Origin of the sequence: Merdibacter massiliensis (genome assembly GCF_900155395.1) — a bacterium.
GTDB classification, from domain to species: Bacteria; Bacillota_I; Bacilli_A; order Erysipelotrichales; family Erysipelotrichaceae; genus Merdibacter; species Merdibacter massiliensis.
The window spans coordinates 146,295-166,641 of sequence record NZ_LT699724.1; the positions used below are offsets into that span (position 1 = coordinate 146,295).

A 20,347-nucleotide genomic window follows, 5' to 3' on the forward strand; every position below is an offset into this window, starting at 1 on the left:
TCTTGAAAGAGTATATTGAACATTTTAAAGGGGCTCAAGAGCTGGCAACGCGTTTGATGGATCAGATACAGATGTCACAACGTCAAAACCGGGTAATCTTCACCCCTTTTTTATCCGTTGGTGAAGGAAATGTCTTGACTTCTTTATGTGGAAAAGAACATCCTTATAAATGCAATGGAGGGTTTGTTGACGCACAGCGTTGTTGTTATGCACTTTTGCCATATGAAGAAATGGATGTAGAATTTCCTATTGTTTTATTAAAAGCAAAGTATCGCTCACGATTTGAAAATTTAACACATCGCGATGTATTAGGTGCATTTCTAAATCAAGGTATCGAGCGTGAAAAGATTGGTGATATCTTGATTCAAGATGATGCAGTCTACATCGCGGTAATGGAGTCAATAAGCACATTTTTAATTGGACAAATCACGAAAATCAAACATACAACATTATCATTTGTTCCCTATAATGGTATTGTCCAATATGAACAGGCATACGAATTACACCAGTATAATGTTTCATCACTGCGTATGGATGCGATTGTGTCGGGAATTTGCCATCTTTCCCGATCAAAGGCTGTTTCTTTGATTTCTTCTGGATTGGTAAAAGTAAATGATCTTCCACTTGAAACAAGCAGTGCTTTATGTCATAATAATAGTACTGTTTCCATTCGTGGGTATGGTCGCTTTCAATTTATCGAAGTTAAGCATATGACCAAGAAGAACCGCTTCGTAATTGAAGTGCGTGTCTTTTGTTAAATTGGAGGTGAAGGCATGGCACAGAAATTTGATCGTATGAAAGATGGTTATAACCGTTATCAGGTCGATCTTGCGATGGAAGAGCTGGACATGCGCATTGACAATTTGCAGCGAATTAATGAAGCATACCAGCTTCGCTGTAAACAATTAGAGGAGCAGATTCGTTATTTGGAAAGTGTCTATAGCCCTGCGTTTCAAAATTTGCGTCAAAAAGAAGATGCAGCGTCGCAAATGGTTGCGATTGCGATGAAGGAAGCAAATACGATTGTCTCGACAGCAAAGCAAAATGCGGATGTCATCATTGGCGAAGCTTTATTGAATGCGCGTGAGATGCTTGCCGACATTACGCATTTGGCGCAGGAAACGCAAGATGCAAAGGGAACAATGAAAAGACAGACACAGAGAATTGCAGATCTTCTTGATGAATTTGAAGAGATTGCATTTCCTGAAGTGGAACTGTTAAATGAGAAAAAGCGTTGAAAAAGACATGTCCGTTGATGGCGTCTATAGAGAGCAGATGGATGGTGGAAATCTGTGACAAAAATGAACGGAAATCACTTTGGAGCTGATTTTCTGAAAAAAAAGTAAGAAAATACGTGTCCCTCGCGTTAGTAGGTTGAGTGCATGTATGAAAGCATACATGAATTAAGGTGGTACCGCGTGAAAACGTCCTTAGAATAGGACGTTTTTTTATTAAAGGAGGAAAAAGGTATGGATTATAAAGACACGTTACTGATGCCAAAAACTGCATTTGAAATGCGTGGCAAACTACCAAGCAAAGAGCCAAACTTTCAAAAACGCTGGAAGGAAGGTAAATTGTACGAAAAAATGCTAGAGAATCGCAAAGGAGCAAAACCATTTGTTTTGCATGATGGACCTCCTTATGCAAATGGTGATATTCATATTGGGCATGCGTTAAATAAGATCATCAAAGATGTGATCGTACGTTCCCATTATATGGATGGCTATTATGCACCATTTATTCCTGGCTGGGATACACATGGCTTGCCAATTGAGACAGCAATTACAAAATTAGGGCATGATCGCAAGAAAATGCCGTTGGCAGATTTTCGTAAACTGTGTCATGATTATGCATTACAGCAAGTTGCAACACAGAAAAAAGGATTTTTATCTTTAGGATGCATCGGGGATTATGATAATCCATACATCACATTAAAAAAGGAATTTGAAGCTGATCAGATTCGTATTTTTGGAAAAATGGCAATGGATGGCTTGATTTATAAAGGATTAAAGCCAGTCTATTGGTCGCCGTCATCTGAATCTGCATTGGCTGAAGCAGAAATTGAATATCATGATATCAAAAGTCCGACCATTTATGTTGCATTCCGTGTAAAAGATGGGAAAGGCATTTTGGATCATGATACAAGTTTTATTATCTGGACAACAACTCCATGGACGATTCCTGCCAACTTGGCCATCTGTTTAAATAAGGATTTTACCTATGCTTTGGTACAGAGCGAAAAAGGAAAATATATCGTATTAGAAGAAATGGTAGATTCCTTATGGGAGAAATTTGGATTCCAGGAAAAGCAGATTTTGCAGACATATAAAGGTTCTCAGTTAGAATTCATCACTTGTCAACATCCGTTGTATGATCGTGAGTCATTGATCATTCTTGGCGACCATGTTACTGCAGATGCCGGTACTGGATGTGTACATACTGCTCCTGGTTTTGGTGCAGATGACTTTTATGTTTGTCAAAAATATGGTATCGACGCATATTGCAACGTAGATGAACATGGCTGCATGATGGAAGATTGTGGTGAATGGCTTGCCGGACAATATGTAGATGATGCCAATAAAACAGTAACGATGAAGTTGGATGAGCTTGGCTGTTTATTAAAACTGGAATGGATTACACATGCTTATCCTCATGACTGGCGTACGAAGAAACCAATCATTTTCCGTGCAACCACACAATGGTTTGCTTCCATTGACAAGATTCGTGAAAAATTATTAGATGAAATTAATGCAGTAAGCTGGATCCCTTCTTGGGGAAAACAACGTATGCATAATATGATTGCAGATCGCAGCGACTGGTGTATTTCACGCCAAAGAGCCTGGGGTGTTCCAATTCCTATTTTCTATGCAGAGGATGATACTCCAATCATGGATAAGGCTGTATTTGATCATGTTGCTGATCTATTTGCACAATATGGTTCAAATGTATGGTTTGAACGTGATGCAAAAGATTTATTGCCAGAAGGATATACGCATCCTGGTTCACCAAATAATATTTTCCGCAAAGAAATGGATACGATGGATGTCTGGTTTGATTCAGGTTCTTCTCATACAGGAGCCATGATTGCACGTGGGGAAGGGTATCCTGCCGACTTATATTTTGAAGGTAGCGATCAATATCGCGGTTGGTTTAACTCTTCATTGATCGTTGGAACAGCTGTTCATGGAAAAGCACCATATCGTCAAGTGCTGAGCCATGGATTTGTCATGGATGAAAATGGCGAAAAGATGAGCAAATCACGAGGAAACAGCGTTTCACCAAAAGAGGTTACAAACAAATATGGTGCTGATATCTTGCGCTTGTGGGCAACAAGCATTGATTATCAGGCAGACTGCCGCATTGGCGATAATATCATCAAACAATGTTCAGATACTTATCGTAAAGTCAGAAATACATTCCGTTTCTTATTAGCAAATGTAGGAGATTTTGCAAAAGAAAATTTGCAAAATCTGGATTCCTTGCCTTTAAGCGATCAATACATGATTGCTTTATTAGCAGATGTAAACACAAAAGTTCGCAAAGCTTATGCAGAATATCGTTTTTCTGACGGAGTGACGGCTCTTACTAATTTAATGACAAATGATTTCTCAGCATATTATCTGGACTACACGAAAGATATCCTATATATCGAAAAGATGGATAGTTTACGCCGTCGACAAGTACAAACGGTACTTTATACCGCATTAAATGTGTTAGTACGTTTGTGGGCTCCGATTTTATGCCACACCTGCGAAGAAATCAACGATTATCTCCATCTGGAAGAAGACAGCATTCATTTGGGAAGCTTTGCAGAAGTAACATTTACTTTTGCTGCAGATGATGTGAAAGCAAAAATGGAACGTTTGTTAATGATTCGCAGCGATGTGTTGAAAGCACTGGAAAATGCACGAAATGAAAAAGTAATCGGTAAATCTTTGGAAGCGCATGTTCAGATTCATGTTTCTGCTGATGATCGTATGTTGATCGATGAAGTGTTCCCGAATACATTCCAGCAATGGTTGATCGTTTCAAAAGTTACTTTCAGTGAAGAAACTTTACCGGCTTATGAAGTTTCACAAATCAAAGTTGAAAAATGTGATGGAGTCGTATGTCCTCGCTGTTGGAATATCACAAACTCTACTGCTGAAGACGGCTTGTGTGAACGTTGTCGTATGGTATTAGGTAAATAATCATTTTTATAGATCCCCTTTATGATGATTTTGGAAAGGGGATCTTTTTTTGTCTGCAAACATAGAAAAAATGGAATCCTATTTGGATTCCATTCATTAAAAGAATTCATATTATTTACTGATATTCTTTTGTAAAGAAGGGGTGAAAAGGATGGTATAACCGTCTTGCTTCAGTGTGTATTCGTCGTTTGGTATTTCAAAACAGGTATCGTCAAATACCCACACAGCTTGTACGTGTATGTTCTTTTGTTGAAGCTGATTAATTAACTCTTTTCCTTCTTCATAACTTAATGTGAATAAAGTTGTTGATAGGCAATCCGCTAAGGTACTGTCGTCGCAAACAACTGTTACAGAACGCATGAAACGTGCTGGATAAAGCGTCGTAGGATCGATGATATGGGAATAAAGTTTGCCATCTGCTTCATAATATCTTTGATAATCTCCACTTGTGACGATCGCATGGGTGCCATCTAATGATAGTACTGCAATATTAGCAGTTTCAAGCTCGTTTGCAGAAGGCGTTTGGATACCCACGCGCCATGGTTCCCCATCTGTTTTGCTGCCGATCACCATAACGTTTCCGCCTGCATTTAAAATAGCGCTATTGACACCTTTATCAGTTAAGTCCTCATATATCTTCTCAACTGCATATCCTTTAGCAATTCCCCCTAGATCGATGGAGACATTTTTATCTTTAATATAGATACGATTATTCGCTTCATCTATATCAACTGCATCCCAACTATTTGGGTTATATGCTGTTTGCAGTTCTTCTAATGCAGGCAAGGATCCGCTTTTTCCTTGTTTATTTTGTTTGATCCCTTCCTCGCGATATTGATGCCATACATTGAGAAGGGTTCCTTGTGTTGCGTCAAAATGATCACTATATTGGTAAAAAGAATATGCTTTTTGAATACATTCTAGTAATGGTGTGTCAACCTTGACTGCTGTTTTACCGGCTGCTTCATTTATTGAACACAAATTTTGTATATCTTCATATGTATGATAATAATCAAAGAGTTTATTGTAGTAAATAAAACGTTCTTTGATGAACTGTAAATGTTCTTGGAATGTCTCTTGATCGGTTGTTTCTGTATAGGTTACAAATGTATCGAATCCAATATCGGTCAAGGTTTCACTGTATTGCTGAACATGATTTTTGGTTTGTGTACGTTGCTGCAGGACAAAGTAGATCGTGCAAATTAAAATTAAAAAACACAAAGAGAGCAGCAACCAGGAACGAACTTGTTTTGTTTTATTGTCTTTCATAGCATCACCGTTTCTATATTATAACAAAGATTTTTGTCGACTACAGGGAGATTATAGAAAAAACGGATTTTTCTGTTTTTCTGTATATTGTAGTGTTATAATTATAAATGATTCGACAGGAAATGCGAAGGAAAGGAACGGTGAATACAATGTCATTGTTATTGGGGGCCATGCACCAGCATATCCCCGGTTTCAAGGAATTGTCCGAACATAAGGACGTTATTGAAGTAAAGCCCGGAAAAGAAGTTTTCATTCCTCTCTTTGCCAACCACTCACAAAATTTTGAGTTGTTAGTGAAAGAGGGAGATTCAGTATTGGTCGGAACGAAACTGGCGATCTGCAAAGAAAGAATGACAGTACCTATTTATTCGAGCGTATCTGGTGTTGTCAAAGGAATGCGCAAAATGATGCATGCATCATTGAAACCAATTGAGCATATCGTAATTGAGCCAGATGGAAAACAAGAAACAATTGCAGCTTTTGAACCATTGAATTATGAACAGGCAACGAAGGAAGAATTAGTTGAATTTATGATGAATGCTGGAATTGTAGGATGTGGAGGTGCTTGTTTTCCGACTTACATGAAGTATCGAAATGTAAAGGGAATTGAAAAATTGATCATCAATGCGGTAGAATGTGAGCCGTTTATCACTGCAGATTATAAGATGGTAGAGGCATATTGCGATGAGATGGTTTACGGTATCAAAGCAATGAAAAAAATGGCAGATGCCAAAGAAGCAGTCATCGCGATTAAAAAATCGCATCCGGAATTGATTTCAATCGTAGAGAAGGCGTGTGCCGATACAGCAGATGTACATGTAGCAGCAGTTCCGGATGTATATCCAATGGGATGGGAACGTGTGCTAGTCCGTGAGCTCATGCATAAAGAATATGAAAAATTGCCTGCTGAGGTAGGTGCCATCGTAAATAATGCAACGACGGCAATTGCTTTTGCTCGCGCATTGACGAAAGGAATGCCAATCGTTGACAAAGTTGTTACCGTTTCAGGTGATGGTGTGAAGAATCCAGTCAATGTGCATGTTGCGGTTGGTACTCCGGTACATGAGATCATAGCGGCCTGCGGCGGTTATACAGCAGAAGATGTAAAATTGATTGCTGGTGGGCCGATGATGGGAAAGACCATCGTTAATGATCAATGGGTAATTGATCGTGCTACAAATGCGATTACTGTTCTTGTTACACGATCATTTGATTCAGTAGCCTGTTTGCGTTGTGGACGCTGCAGTGATCATTGTCCAGCTGGACTGCAGCCGGTGAGAATTGCACAAGCAGTAAAAGCAAATGATAAAGAAGCTATGAAGAAACGCGGAGCGCTTGACTGCATCGAATGTGGATTATGTACTTATGTATGTCCATCGCAATTAAATGTTACAGAAAATGTGCGGAAAGCAAAACGTACATTGCTGGCAGCAAAAAAGTAAGGGGAGGTAAGAACGTATGAAGTTTACTTTTAATGTTTCGCCAAACCTTCGTCAAGGACAAAGTACAAAAAGGATCATGTTCGAATTGATGCTTGGTTTGGCAGTTGTTTATCTTTTTTCATTATTCTATTATTTTAGTGAATATGGAGCATCCTATGCATTGCAGGCTGTTTTGCTTTTGTTTGTTGCATTGATCGTTGCTCTTGTGACTGAAAGTGTTTTTGCTCTTGTGTTAAAAAAGGATATGAAACAGTATCTAAGCGGATCTTTTGGCTGGATCACTGCAATCATCCTGACTATGATGTGTAAAATCGATATTACACCATATGCATTAGGAGTGGCAACATTCTTTAGCATTTTCTTTGGAAAATTGTTATTTGGCGGCTTTGGAAATAATATCTTCAATCCGGCTGCTTTTGGAAGAGCTGTTATTTTTAATGCTTTTATTGGAGCTACAACAAATGTGGTCACTTCTGCAACACCATTGACTATCCTTGGCACAAATTTTAGCTGGATGCCTGGTACGGAAAAAGCTATTCAATCCATGATGGATTCCGTAGGCGGTATTACGACTTTATTTACCGGCTGGTATCCAGGTGCTATTGGTGAAACGAGTGCATTGCTGATTATAATTGTTGGCATAGTCTTGTCAATTCGCCACGTCATCGACTGGAGAGTACCAACTGTTTATCTGATCTCTATCTTTGTTTTGACTGCAGCAGTCGCATTATTATGCGGTATTGATAGTTATAATGGTCTGCCAGGCTTTATCTGGTATCCATGTGTGCATGTATTGAGCGGGGGTGTTGTATTTGGCGCGGTGTTTATGTTGACCGATCCGGTTACCTCTCCGACAAGTGCGCAAGGCAGAACATTATTTGCATTAGGTGCCGCAATTATTACTGTATTGATTCGTTTAAAGGCTAATATGCCGGAAGGCTGTCTTTATTCAATATTGATCATGAATATGTTGACTCCTTTGATTGAATCAGCTATGGATGGCAAACAGTTGGTTGTTCGAATTCGTGCCAGAAAAGCATTTGCCGGTTTAGCTGCCATCGGATTGGCTCTTGTCTTGTTAGCTGCCAGTGTCGTAACGCCGGTGAATGAAGATCCTACTACTTCTGCTACTAATGAGACAATGTATGATCAACTTATAAATAATCAATCTGTAGAAAGGGGCGGTAGTCTATGAAAAAGATTTTGCATCTAACGTTATTTTTGGCTATCGTTTCTGCAATAGCTGGCGGTGCTTTGGCTTATGCAAATCAATTGACAGCACCAATCATTAAAGCAAATGAAGAAGCTGCTGAAAAAGAAAGCTTATTGGAATTGTATCCGGGATCTTCTGTAGATGATTTTACAGAAGTGGAATATGATGGAGAGTCTGCAACGATCCAAAAAATCTATCGCTATAAAGAAGACGCTTATGTATTCAGCATGGCTGTCAGCGGTTATAGTGAAGGTACAACTTTCCTGGTATCCATTGATGATGCAGGTCAAATTGTAGCTTACAAAGGGATGAGCAACGGCGATACGAAAGGTTTAGGAAGCCGTGTTTTGGATGACGAACAATTTATCAATGGTTTGATTGGTCATGATGCTTCTGGTAAATTGGATACGATCTCTGGAGCTACTCGATCAAGCCAGCCTGTCGTTGATGGAATCCATGAAGCTGCTGAAGTTTGTAAGCAGATAAAAGAATAGGAGGAAACAAGATGGATAGAAAAAAGAACTTTACTGCCGGTTTCCTTCGTGAAAACCCAGTTTTTTCCCTTTATTTAGGATGTTGTTCAACACTTGCAATTACCACTTCACTTAATAATGCAATTGGGATGGGAGTTGCAGTTATTGCTGTATTGATCCTTTCCAATGTATTGATTTCTTTGATGCGCAAGATCACACCAAATGAGATTCGTATTCCTGTTTATATTGTGATCATTGCAGCACTGGTCAAAGTGATTCAGATGCTGATTCAGGCATATGCGCAATCTTTGTATACTTCGTTAGGAACCTTTATTCCTTTGATCGTAGTGAACTGCATCATCTTAGGACGTGCAGAGGCATTTGCATCCAAAAACGGCGTATTGGACTCTGCTTTAGATGGCTTAGGAATGGGCTTAGGTTATACTTGTGCGATTATTGTTATGTCTTTGATTCGTGAAATATTGGCCACTGGTATGATTCATTTTACCAATCCGTTCGATGCAGCACAGGTCTTATTTGAAATTCGTTTGATTCCGGAGGATTTTGTCATATCCTTGTTCTCACAACCTTTTGGAGCTTTCTGTACATTTGCTTGTTTGGCAGCGGCATTAGTTGCTTATAAAGACCATCAGGCAAAAAAACAAGAACGTTTAGAGAAGGAGGCAAAGTAAAATGGGTGAATTATTTACATTGCTGATTACCAGTGTTTTGATCAATAACGTTGTATTGAATCAATTTCTAGGAATTTGTCCATTTATGGGCGTTTCAAAAAAAGCTAGCAGTGCCATTGGTATGAGCCTGGCTGTTGTCTTTGTTATCGTTGCTGCAAGCATCGTTACTTATGGGTTGTATTATTTAGTACTTGTTCCTTTAGGAATTACCTTTATGGATCTTATCACGTTTATTCTTGTCATCGCATCTTTGGTTCAGCTGACAGAGATGTTTATCAAAAAAACGAGTCCATCGTTGTATAAGTCTTTAGGTGTCTATCTACCATTGATTACGACAAACTGCGTTGTATTGAATGTATGTTTACAAAATATCGAACAACAATTCGATTTTGCACACATGTTGGTTTACTCTGTAGGTACACCATTGGGCTTTGGTCTTGTCCTTTATATTTTTGCGACAATTCGTGAGCGATTGGATGTCTGTGATGTACCAACACCTTTTAAAGGCAATCCAATTGCACTTGTTGTTGCGGCTATTATGGCAATGGCATTTGGCGGACTGGCAGGTTTGGTATAATGAAACTTCAAACAATTGTGGCTGCCGTTATTTTCATTGCTGTGATGGGTGGAATCTATGCGATATCGTATGTATTGAATCATAAAACGCCAAAACCGCCCGGATGTGAACATTTAAAACCGCAGTGTAAAGGGTGTCATGATACACATTGTATCAATCATCCGAATTATCAACGATAGAAAGGAAGGGGCATATATATGATAGCAGCAATTGGCATGATGTTGATCTTAGGTGCCTTGTTAGGACTTGGACTTGGTATTGCCGACAAATATTTAAAAGTCGAAGTAGATGAACGAGTAGAGAAGGTGACTGAAATGCTGCCAAATTATAATTGCGGCGGCTGTGGTTATGCAGGTTGCAGCGGACTTGCAGAGGCACTTGTTTCTGGTGAGATTCAAACTGTTTCCTGCCGCCCTTGTAAACCAGAGAGACGTCAAGAAATTGCCGATTATTTGAACAATACGCCAGGTCCTGATGGGACTTGTGTCAAAGTAAAAGTTTTATAAAAGAAAAGCTATGTTTTCGATTTCATAAAAGAAAACATAGCTTTTTTGTTTAGTTTAGATAATCAATATACATTTGGCAACGATCGATTTGTCGTTTTACGATGCTGTATCGAAAAGGGATCGTTAAGGAATCGCCATTTTTGAAGCGAATGCAAGTTTCACTTTCTTTTGGATGATAGTCTTTAATTGCACCCAGATTGATCCAGATTGTATTCGGACTGGAACACAAGCCAAAAGGCATAAATAATTCATTACGTCGGATTGATGTCAAAACCGGAATATGTTTACGAGCTGTCATGATTTGTGCAAATGCTTCCCGTCGTCCTTGTAAAGTGGATCCCTCCTGCTTACAACGCATATTTAAAAATGCACTGACAGATCGACAAGATCGATATTCTTTTCCTTTATCTGTATTGATGCATACACAACTATTATCCCATTCATAATTTAAATATAAAATCATTTTGATTCCTCCTCTATCTGTTTCATACGCGTAAAGTGGAATCATCCCTAAATAATTGATGAATTTTAGTTCTTAATATACAACAACTTATCTGCATCTAGGATATCATTTTATGAAATAATTAGACGTCGTCATCTTTATATTGAACACATGGGAATAGGGAACCAGTTTGTTCAAAGTTTACTCTACCAACTAAAAAATATGACGAAAGAAACCTTAAGTTCTTTGATGATGTATATTCCAACTTGGTTCAATATGATGTTTGTATGCAAGCATTCAAAAACGAAAAGAAGAAAAAGTGTTTGACCTTTTCTTCCATTTAGATAGGGTAACTTTTTCATTTGTCCCTTTTTGACAATAACAGAAAGGGACAAAAATGTCAAATATCAGGGATCGATTACCGTTGGCGTCTTACCAATACCTACGACTTCTGCAACAATTTTTCTCCAGGAACAACATCCACATATTCCATCGGCTGATAATCCATTATTTCTCTGAAATGCTACCAAAGCATTTCTTGTGTTTTGACCAAAAGCACCATCTAATGTTTTTGTAGAATAGCCTAGTGCGTTCAATGCGTCCTGCAATACAAGGACATAAATTCCTCTGCTTCCATTTCTCAGTGTAGGATATCCGGCACTACAAGCGGGAGGACCGTAACGCTTATCAAAATGGACCCAGGTAGGAGTAAGATTTTGCGGTTCTACATAAGACCAGACACCTAAATTATTGGCAGTCCACCATAAACGATTTCTTTCGCTGCTGGTCAATGCCTGTCCACAGTCAAAGGCAACCCCTGCATAATGTTGAGATTGTTGCCCGTGACCTCCTTCCCAAATTCGTTTAAAGGCATAACGAAAAGGGATCGGTGAATTGAATGAACGCCGGGTAGCGTTCCAGCTTTCCAGTGCTGCAGTGCTGGTCCATAGTACACTGGACGTACTCGAACCACGGAATTCCTTTACTTTCATCGTCGAACCATATACATAAGGCATTGTTTCATTCTCACCGCGATAAAATATTTCCAAAGCTTTTGTATTTACATCATAAACGATAATTTTTGCCACTATATACCTCCTTTCCATTCTATTTTATGAAGCTTCAGATGATCTATATAGGCAGAAAAAAACAATTTGATAGAGAAATGGAGTCTTTTTAGGTAGTTGAAGGTTCATAAAGAACATGATACACTATTTCTCGGCAAGCAAAAGGAGAGAAGTGAATGGAAATCAAAGAGATCGCAACCTACCTGATGGACACAGGGGAAGGCTTGTTAATAGGAGGATATCGTGAAAATGGGATCGTTGATGAAGAACGTTCCTTTCTTTCTACAAAATTAGAAAAATTATTTACATCTAGTCAACGAAAGGAGGCAACCTTGCCTAGTCATGCATGGATTTTAGAGCAGTTACGAGCATATCAAAATCAAGAAATGAGTTTTATGCAGTTCAGTGAGAAAGTAGGGCAGCAATATTATGCATGTAAAAGGGAATGGAACTTGTTCATGCCTAGCTCATTGGTCATCGCATTAGTTTCTTTTGAACAAGCGCATTATTTGTTATTATGCGATCAAAGCTATAAAAGCAGTTTTCAATGTTCTTTAGATGATCATCAACAGGCAGTTTGTACACCGCAGAAAATTTTATCAAATACTTTATTAAAAAGTGATTTTGGCTTTACGATTTCTTTAGGAGATCATGCAGTCCATATTTATGAACAAAAACAGAAAAAGGGCTACGTCTTGAGTGAGAATTTTTTGGAAGCAGATCTCCTTCCTTCTTATGCAGAAGTACAAAAGGTGATGGATGAAAGTGTACGCGGCCTTAGTGAAAAATATGAAATGGATATTACGCAGGCATTGACCAAGATGAAACAGCTGACAAAGGATCACGTGCAAGAACAAGAAGAGCTTTTAGTAGAAGAGGTGGCAGAGGAAGTATTTCATGAAGTTCCATATGCCGCTGACGAATTTTGTGCTTTAATGAAACAACATGGTATTCGTGATACGATTCCGCTAGAAAGTGTAAAAATAAGAAAATCATTATCTATGCAGCAGATCAAAACAGATACAGGTGTAGAGATCACGTTTCCTGTTGAATATATGAATGAAAGCGATAAGCTTGAAATCAAACATGAGTCAGGAGGTACAATCCTGATATCTATCAAAAATGTAACACATATACAAAATCGTTAATAGATGCATACGAATATGCTATACTGTTAATAGGAGGAGAATGCTATGGAACAAAGACAGTTTATTTGTCCTAAATGCGGCTGCCACGAATACATTAGTGACCAGTTTCAAGCAACAGGCGGGAACTTTGCTAAATTGTTTGATGTACAAAACAAGAAATTTATCACTATTAGTTGCAGACAGTGTGGATATACGGAGTTATATCGTGCTGAAACTGATGCGGGCATGAATATTTTAGACTTCTTGATTGGTGGATAAAAAAAGGCAAGATGAAGAAAAGGTCTAGAAAATTTCTTCATTCTTGCTTTTTTATAATTCATTTTTGATTGATTCATAATGGTGGGAAATCGTGTAGATACGAATACCGTGCGCTAGGATACAAATGCTAAGAAAAAGCCAGAGATAATGAACATTCTGCATCTGTCTTTTGTAGAGTTCAGCTAGCAGATAGGTTACAGGAAGAGACAATCCTTCACATAACATAATACCCAATAAGAGTTGTTTCTTTGTAATAGAGTGTAGAACATCGATATAGCTTTTTTTATTGAAAAAGAAACGAGCAAGAGAAACTAGTAGAAAACAGAGCAGTCCCCATAAAATTAAGTCAATTTGTATCAGAATAATTAATATTATGCAATTTACTAAGATCATCTACATCAATAGAAAAATTTATGCATGGGAATATGGGGAACGTGTTCATCATAAAATATTTCACCATTCACACTATAACCTAATGATTCATAAAAATGTTGTAAATAGCATTGCGCATCTAATAAAACTTCTTTTGCGTTTAGCAAGCGAAGCTTTTTTTCTGCATAGATGACTAGCTGACTACCTATTTTTTGATGCCGATATGCTTTTTGCAATGCAAGTCTGCCTAAATGGTAGCTTTCTTTTTTAGGATCATCTGTATACAGTCGTAAACAGCCAATCGCCTGTGCTCCTAGATATGCACAAATATGGATAGCTCGTTCATCAATGTCATCAAATTCATTGTGAAAACCTTGTTCTTTTATAAATACATCTTCACGAATGGTTTTCCATTCTTGCGGATGGTTACAGGTTCGAAACTGAATCTGTTCTTTGCCGTTACGCATTTATCATCTCTCCTTTTGTTTATTTGTTGTACTATGAAGAAAAACGGCTGTCGATTATCAGGACAGCCGTTTGTATTATTTGTAATATAAGATATCTCCATATGTTGGGAATTTCCAAAATTCTTTTGCAACATAAGTTTCAAGCTGATCACAATCTACTCGCAGATCTTCCATCAATGGCAAAATGATATCTTTGAAGTAATAGGCTTCTGCTTGTTTATCCTCTTTTACACTATCATTCATTGCATCGCTCAGCTTCTTTGTTTTTTGATATGCGCTAACATAGATTGCATGTATTTGTTTCAACAGATCTTCTTCACTGCTTGTGTCTAAAGAAGCAATTGCTGTTTTATTAGCGATGATCGTTTCACTTAAATAGCGCGAATATTCCATTGCACTAGGCAGAATTTGTTTTCGCACAATGCTGAGCATTGTATACGCTTCAATACTGTTGACATTATTGTAGTTTTCCAATAAGATCTCATAGCGGCTGCGCAATTCAGAGGCTGTAAATATTTTATGACGCTCAAAGAGGGCAATGTTTTTTTCATTCAGATAACAAGGCAATGTATCTGCAGTGGTTGGCAAATTCAGCAAACCGCGTCTTTCTGCTTCTTCAATCCATTGTTTTGCATAGCCGTCTCCGTTAAAGATGATGCGTTTATGTTTTTCATAGGATTCTTTAATGACTTTTCGAATGGCAGTCGTGCGATCTTCTTTGCTTGCTTCAATTTGATCGGCAAAATGACATAATGCATCAGCAACTGCTGTATTTAAGTTAATGTTGCTGCAAGCGATGGATTGTGAGGAACCTAACATACGGAATTCAAATTTGTTTCCGGTAAAAGCAAATGGGGAAGTACGGTTGCGGTCGCTGGTGTCCTGGAAAAAACTTGGGAGACTATGGACATCCACATTTAAACTGGCATTGTTGCTTTGTTCGCTTTTTTTGTTGTAGATAAAATCTTGAATTCTCTTTTCCAGATCGTCCCCGATAAATACGGATAAAACAGCCGGCGGTGCTTCATGGCCGCCTAATCGATGATCATTGCCGGCACTTGCAGCTGCGATGCGCAGCAATTCTGGATATTCATCCACAGCTTGTAAAATAGCTGTTAGAAATAATAAAAACTGTTCTTCATTTCCTTTTGGAGAGAGCAAATTCTCTCCGTCAGCCGACAATGACCAGTTGTTATGCTTTCCGCTACCGTTGATACCATCGAAAGGCTTTTCATGTAAAAGACATACCAAATCGTGTTTATCCGCAATCTTTTTCATCAATTCCATGATGATTTGATTTTGATCGCAAGCACGATTGGTGACTGTGTAGATCGGGGCAAGCTCATGTTGACATGGAGCTACTTCATTATGCTGAGTTTTTGCAGGAATCCCTAATTTCCAGCATTCCTCGTTCAATTCCTTCATGAAAGAAAGCACACGCGGCTTGATCACGCCAAAATAGTGATCATCCAGCTCTTGCGTTTTTGGAGGACGATTACCGAACAACGTCCGTCCTGTATAGACAAGATCCTTTCGCATATGATACATTTTTTTATCAATTAAAAAATATTCTTGTTCAGCGCCGACAGTTGTAATGACTCTGTTGACATCTTTTCCTAAAAGATGAAGCAGACGTTTTGCTTGCTTTTCAATTAATTCTTCTGATTTTAACAAAGGCGTTTTCTTGTCTAAAGATTCGCCTCCATAAGAAAGAAAAACAGTTGGAATACAAAGTGTTCCATCCTTAATGAAGGCATAGCTGCTCATATCCCAAGCAGTATAGCCTCTAGCTTCAAATGTAGAGCGTAATCCTCCATTTGGAAAGCTGGAAGCATCGGCTTCACCTTTGATCAACTCTTTCCCTGACAGTTTTAAAATGACGTTATCTCCATCCGGCTCGATGAAACTGTCATGTTTTTCTGCTGTGATACCAGTCATTGGCTGAAACCAATGGGTGTAATGCGTGGCACCTAATTCAACGGCCCATTCTTTCATTTCGTTTGCAATTACATCCGCATCTGCAATGGAAAGTTCGCTTCCTTCTTTCAAACATTGATGATAACGGTCATACACATCTGCGGAAAGACGTTTTTCCATCGTTTGATCATTAAAGACCATTGATCCGTATAGACTTGTAATCGTCTGCATGCGCTACCTCCTTCATGGCATTATGAGAAAGCGCCACCAGCCTAGAATGACCAGCAGCGCTTCGCTGTTTCTACGTTGTTAGTATAGGTGAAATAACTGAATTTGTCAATTAATAATCCGTCCATTATCATCGAGTCATGCCCATTGAACAGGGTATGCATTGTTTATTGAAAAAATGCGTATCTTTAAAAAATCTTTTGTTTTTTATACTGTTCATATTTTGTTTTATATTCTATCATTGAATTACAGGTGATAAGAATGCAAGACAAGATATTAATTGTAGAAGACGATCAGGAAATTTCACAAGTATTAGCGATCTATATGAAAAATCAAGGCTATGTACCATACCTTGCTTTTGATGGCGTGCAAGCTCTGCAATTATGTGAGAAATATTCGATTGATCTGGCAGTCGTAGATGTGATGATGCCGAAAATGGATGGTATTTCATTTATCATGAGGATTAGAGAAACACAATCATTTCCTATCATCATCGTATCAGCGAAGACAGAAGATTTGGATAAGATCACAGGATTGAATGTCGGTGCAGATGATTATGTAAGCAAACCTTTTGTTCCTATGGAACTGATGGCCAGAATCAAAGCACAGCTTCGCCGTTATCATCATTATAGTAAAAAAGAAGAAATGACAAGCGCAGGTTCTTATCAAGTACGCGGTCTTGAGTTAAACAGTGAAACGAAAGAAGTAATGGTAGATGGTGCTTTGATTCATTTGACACCAATTGAATTTCGTATATTGGAACTGCTGATCCAATCGCCGGGACGAGTATTCAGCGCACAGCAGATCTATGAACAAGTTTGGAAAGAGGAAGCTGTCAATACGGAAACAGTGATGGTACATATACGAAATTTGAGGGAGAAGATCGAAGTGAATCCAAGAAAGCCGCAATATCTGAAAGTGGTTTGGGGTATTGGATACAAGATTGAAAAATAGGAGCAATTACGTATGCGGAAAAATATATATAAAAGATTGATATTGTTTCTATCTATTGCTTTATTGGGTCTTTGTTCTCCCATCTTCTTTCACTTTTATGCACAAGAACAAATTAGGAATATCCATTATGCAGAGAATGAGCAATTAGCGCTGGAATGGAAAAAGAATTATCTGATGCTCTACTATGCTGCAAGTGGATATGACACTTCAGCTGTTTTTGATCCAAATGTGCAGCTTCCTACGATCATCAAAGACTCTTTGATCAACCAATTAGATCAGTACTGTTATCTTATTGATACAGCACCGGATGAATATTTTTATTATCGTATCGTCAATGATGAAAATGAAGAAGTAAAGTCTAATTTTCAAGCAATTCCCAAGAATACATTTGTTTCATTATTGGTTACTTTTGATGCAGATGGAAATGCCTCTTACAAACTAAATAACCAACAGGTACAGGAAAGTCTATGGGCGTTATCTACAGGTGTAGAGGAAGCTCAACAAATATATCAAACAATGTTGGAACTTATTGATTTTGCCAATTTAGGCATTTATGATTCACAGCAGCAGTTATCAATAAAAAACAGCCTATACGAAGCATTACGACAGCCAATTGCATCAAATGTTACTTATCAGGTGTATATTCCTTCTACTTCTCTATATGTACAACAGGTCATCGATGCAACAAATCAGCAGATTTTCTTTTACGAAAAATTATTTATGATGTTGTTCTTGATAGCATGCGTGACTGCCGGTATTTTTTGCTTTTATAAGAAGTATGATCCTTCTGATTCAGATAAACACATATTCTGGATTGGCCGCCATTTCCCGCTGCTCCTGCAAGTTTGTATCTTAACGATCCTATTCATGTCTGCACAAAATACGAATGAGATATTCTCATATACTGACTTCTCTTACCAATTTGTTATTGAATTTATTGTCTTTGGTATGTTGGCCGTTTATCTATATATTAATTTATTAATGGCACTGCGCAGCTACGATCGGGATGATCCTTTTTCTTATCTTTGTCGTTATGCAATATTGGCAAAACTATTTTACCGATATAGATATTTACAAGTGTACAAGCTGTTTACAATTTTGTTTTTTGCTCTTTTATTCGTCATCCTCTTATCTTTTGCAATGTTGTCGTTAGGATGGATCGGTATCGTTATTTATAGCTTATTTTGTGTTTTTACTTTTTATGTCACGGCGAAGACCTATACGCAATTTTGCAGAGAATATAATGATATTACTGATTTTCTTTGTCATCGTACATTGCCGCTTTCAAAGTTATCTATCTTTTCCAGATTAAAAAGTGCTCTTGATCAGAATCATTTATTATTTCAACAAGCGGTTGATGAAGAAGTTCGATCACAGAAAATGAAAAGTGAATTGATTACCAATGTGTCGCATGATCTGAAAACACCATTGACCAGTATCCGTGGATATATCGATTTGTTAAAAAAAGAAGAGCTAACGCCGCAAGAGCGGATGTATACGGAAAAAATTGCATATGGTATTGAAAGACTGACACATTTGGTAGAAGATTTAATGGATGTCAGTCGTGCAGACAGCGGCAACTTAACTTTACATTTAGCATCTGTAAAAATTGATGAATTGATACAGCAGGTCATTTTGGAACATGAACGTGCTTTGAAGAAAAGAAAACTATCAATTCGTATCGAAAAAGAAGAAAATGCAGGATATATTTATGCAGATCCTGAAAAAACTTATCGAATTTTTGACAATTTAATAGGAAACTGTGTAAAATATGCTATGCCTGACACACGAATCTATGTCGTCTATGAAATGGGGGACAACAATATTTCGATTTGTGTCAAAAATATCAGTGCACATGAAATACGCTTTGATGCCCGTGAAATTTTACATCGTTTTGTCCGTGGAGAAACCTCTCGGACAAGTGAAGGCAGCGGACTTGGGCTAGCTATCGTACGAAGCTTTGCTCAAGCACAAAACGGTTGTTTTCATGTAGAGGTAGATGGAGATTTGTTTAAAGCTATTGTTTCACTTCCTATCAGAAAAGAGAATCAAGCGGACAGAGAGGAGAGCAAACATGAATGAAGAATTAGTTAGTATCATCGTTCCTGTTTATAATGTTGAAAACTATATACAGCGTTGTTTATGCTCGTTAGCAGCACAAACATATCAACCGTTCGAAGTGATTTTGGTCAATGATGGATCTACAGATCATAGTGGTATGCTGTGTGAACATTTTTGTCAGCAAGACGCTCGTTTCCATTATTATGAAAAAAAGAATGGCGGGGTCAGTGCAGCTAGAAATTATGGAATTGAACATGCGCATGGCGGGTATTACCTTTTTGTCGATAGTGATGATTATATTGATAGCGATATGGTTGAACGAATGATGGCTGTCATGCAAAAAGAAAATGCTGATATCGTACAATGTTTTTATCGTATGGAGTTCCGATTCGGTTTTTTCTGTAGACGGGCGCCTTCTTATCAAGTGCTGGACCGTTTGCAAGCATTAAAACTATTATTGAAAAATACAAAAGTAAATAATTATCCATGGGGAAAATTATTTCGGGCAAGTGTTTTTGAAGGTGTTGAATTTTCAGCAAACTGGCGCATGTTTGAAGATGTCTGCACAATCTTTAAAGTATTTATGAATGCGAATACAATTGTTACCATGCCGCAGCGTTTTTATCATTATGTGCAACGAAAAGGAAGCTTTATGAACCAAAAAGGTGTATTTGTAATGGATATCGATACTTTAATGATGATGCGTGCTGCTTTTGAATACCAAGAGACGATGATTCAAGAGGCTCTTCCAAATGGCGGGATTGATAATAGACAAAATTATTTCATGACGAATATCTTGATATTATATACAATGATCGTATTCGTAAAACGTAAAGAAATTCAAAAATATGCATTGCCGTATTTAAATATTTATGATCAGCCATTCTTTTTACGAATGATTTACCGTATCTGCCTCTTTATTGCAAAATGTAAATTTGGCAAAGGATTGAAGATATTGGAACAATCCGATCCTTCTGCAGCAAAGCAATTGAAGCATACACACCGCGTTCCGCAAGAGCTATAAAAATATTACATAAAAAGAAAGTGATGTGAAATCATGTTCTAGATTCT

At 38.0% G+C, this 20,347-nt stretch carries 20 protein-coding genes and 1 other annotated feature; of the genes, 15 read left to right on the top strand and 5 right to left on the bottom strand.

What is annotated here, in order from left to right:
* The first annotated feature begins 2 nt into the window (after positions 1–2).
* The 3 genes from BQ9859_RS05500 to ileS all read left to right on the top strand — a co-directional run bounded on the left by BQ9859_RS05500 (position 3) and on the right by ileS (position 4,190).
* Positions 3–758: a YlmH family RNA-binding protein gene (locus BQ9859_RS05500; protein ID WP_083662697.1), complete on the top strand. Its 756-nt coding sequence runs from the start codon at positions 3–5 to the stop codon at positions 756–758.
* A 15-nt stretch (positions 759–773) separates the two neighbouring features.
* Positions 774–1,238 carry a DivIVA domain-containing protein gene (locus tag BQ9859_RS05505; protein ID WP_075877243.1) on the top strand — a complete coding sequence of 155 codons (465 nt, stop codon included), beginning with the start codon at positions 774–776 and terminating at the stop codon, positions 1,236–1,238.
* Positions 1,226–1,435, top strand: a binding site (T-box leader). It overlaps the preceding gene by 13 nt.
* A 34-nt stretch (positions 1,436–1,469) precedes the next feature.
* Positions 1,470–4,190, top strand: coding sequence for an isoleucine--tRNA ligase (gene ileS, locus BQ9859_RS05510; RefSeq protein ID WP_075877244.1), 2,721 nt, complete (start codon positions 1,470–1,472; stop codon positions 4,188–4,190).
* Positions 4,191–4,301: 111 nt separating this feature from the next.
* On the opposite strand, the gene BQ9859_RS05515 is transcribed toward ileS, so the two are convergent.
* Positions 4,302–5,459, bottom strand: a complete 1,158-nt coding sequence (locus BQ9859_RS05515) for an FAD:protein FMN transferase (protein ID WP_075877245.1) — start codon at positions 5,457–5,459, stop codon at positions 4,302–4,304.
* Between the two features lie 149 nt (positions 5,460–5,608).
* On the opposite strand from BQ9859_RS05515, the gene rsxC reads away from it, so the two are divergent.
* Genes rsxC through BQ9859_RS05550 form a run of 7 tightly spaced genes read left to right on the top strand, consistent with a single transcriptional unit; the run spans position 5,609 to position 10,362 of the window.
* Complete coding sequence (gene rsxC / locus BQ9859_RS05520) at positions 5,609–6,901, top strand: electron transport complex subunit RsxC (protein WP_075877246.1); 1,293 nt, start codon at positions 5,609–5,611, stop codon at positions 6,899–6,901.
* 16 nt (positions 6,902–6,917) lie between these two features.
* Complete coding sequence (locus BQ9859_RS05525) at positions 6,918–8,096, top strand: RnfABCDGE type electron transport complex subunit D (protein ID WP_075877247.1); 1,179 nt, start codon at positions 6,918–6,920, stop codon at positions 8,094–8,096.
* A complete protein-coding gene (locus BQ9859_RS05530) occupies positions 8,093–8,608 on the top strand; it encodes an RnfABCDGE type electron transport complex subunit G (protein WP_075877248.1) in 516 nt (171 codons plus the stop codon). Before BQ9859_RS05525 ends, BQ9859_RS05530 begins: the two co-directional genes overlap by 4 nt.
* Before the next feature lie 11 nt (positions 8,609–8,619).
* Complete coding sequence (gene rsxE, locus BQ9859_RS05535) at positions 8,620–9,279, top strand: electron transport complex subunit RsxE (RefSeq protein ID WP_075877249.1); 660 nt, start codon at positions 8,620–8,622, stop codon at positions 9,277–9,279.
* A 1-nt stretch (position 9,280) separates the two neighbouring features.
* Entirely contained in the window at positions 9,281–9,856 is a 576-nt protein-coding gene (locus BQ9859_RS05540) for an electron transport complex protein RnfA (RefSeq protein ID WP_075877250.1), read from the top strand.
* Positions 9,856–10,035 (top strand): hypothetical protein, encoded by a 180-nt coding sequence (locus BQ9859_RS12605; protein WP_075877251.1) that lies wholly within the window; start codon positions 9,856–9,858, stop codon positions 10,033–10,035. Before BQ9859_RS05540 ends, BQ9859_RS12605 begins: the two co-directional genes overlap by 1 nt.
* 18 nt (positions 10,036–10,053) lie before the next feature.
* Complete coding sequence (locus BQ9859_RS05550; protein WP_075877252.1) at positions 10,054–10,362, top strand: (Fe-S)-binding protein; 309 nt, start codon at positions 10,054–10,056, stop codon at positions 10,360–10,362.
* A 49-nt stretch (positions 10,363–10,411) separates the two neighbouring features.
* Here BQ9859_RS05550 and BQ9859_RS05555 read toward each other — a convergent pair whose 3' ends face one another.
* Together BQ9859_RS05555 and BQ9859_RS05560 are read right to left on the bottom strand one after the other, a co-directional pair.
* Positions 10,412–10,825 (bottom strand): competence protein ComK, encoded by a 414-nt coding sequence (locus tag BQ9859_RS05555; protein WP_075877253.1) that lies wholly within the window; start codon positions 10,823–10,825, stop codon positions 10,412–10,414.
* A 386-nt stretch (positions 10,826–11,211) separates the two neighbouring features.
* A complete protein-coding gene (locus BQ9859_RS05560) occupies positions 11,212–11,892 on the bottom strand; it encodes a peptidoglycan-binding domain-containing protein (protein ID WP_075877254.1) in 681 nt (226 codons plus the stop codon).
* A 155-nt stretch (positions 11,893–12,047) separates the two neighbouring features.
* Here BQ9859_RS05560 and BQ9859_RS05565 point away from each other — a divergent pair, with 155 nt between their 5' ends.
* Positions 12,048–13,019 (top strand): nucleoid-associated protein, encoded by a 972-nt coding sequence (locus BQ9859_RS05565; protein WP_075877255.1) that lies wholly within the window; start codon positions 12,048–12,050, stop codon positions 13,017–13,019.
* Between the two features lie 45 nt (positions 13,020–13,064).
* Positions 13,065–13,277 (top strand): zinc ribbon domain-containing protein, encoded by a 213-nt coding sequence (locus BQ9859_RS05570; protein WP_075877256.1) that lies wholly within the window; start codon positions 13,065–13,067, stop codon positions 13,275–13,277.
* A gap of 398 nt (positions 13,278–13,675) precedes the next feature.
* Here BQ9859_RS05570 and BQ9859_RS05575 read toward each other — a convergent pair whose 3' ends face one another.
* Complete coding sequence (locus BQ9859_RS05575) at positions 13,676–14,116, bottom strand: GNAT family N-acetyltransferase (protein ID WP_075877257.1); 441 nt, start codon at positions 14,114–14,116, stop codon at positions 13,676–13,678.
* A 75-nt stretch (positions 14,117–14,191) separates the two neighbouring features.
* Positions 14,192–16,264 carry a glutamine synthetase III family protein gene (locus BQ9859_RS05580; protein WP_075877258.1) on the bottom strand — a complete coding sequence of 691 codons (2,073 nt, stop codon included), beginning with the start codon at positions 16,262–16,264 and terminating at the stop codon, positions 14,192–14,194.
* 258 nt (positions 16,265–16,522) lie between these two features.
* On the opposite strand from BQ9859_RS05580, the gene BQ9859_RS05585 reads away from it, so the two are divergent.
* The 3 genes from BQ9859_RS05585 to BQ9859_RS05595 are packed head-to-tail and all read left to right on the top strand — an operon-like array spanning position 16,523 to position 20,300.
* A complete protein-coding gene (locus tag BQ9859_RS05585; protein ID WP_075877259.1) occupies positions 16,523–17,215 on the top strand; it encodes a response regulator transcription factor in 693 nt (230 codons plus the stop codon).
* A 12-nt stretch (positions 17,216–17,227) separates the two neighbouring features.
* Positions 17,228–19,297 (top strand): sensor histidine kinase, encoded by a 2,070-nt coding sequence (locus BQ9859_RS05590; protein WP_075877260.1) that lies wholly within the window; start codon positions 17,228–17,230, stop codon positions 19,295–19,297.
* Positions 19,290–20,300 (top strand): glycosyltransferase family 2 protein, encoded by a 1,011-nt coding sequence (locus BQ9859_RS05595; RefSeq protein WP_075877261.1) that lies wholly within the window; start codon positions 19,290–19,292, stop codon positions 20,298–20,300. Before BQ9859_RS05590 ends, BQ9859_RS05595 begins: the two co-directional genes overlap by 8 nt.
* The last annotated feature ends 47 nt before the right edge of the window (positions 20,301–20,347 follow it).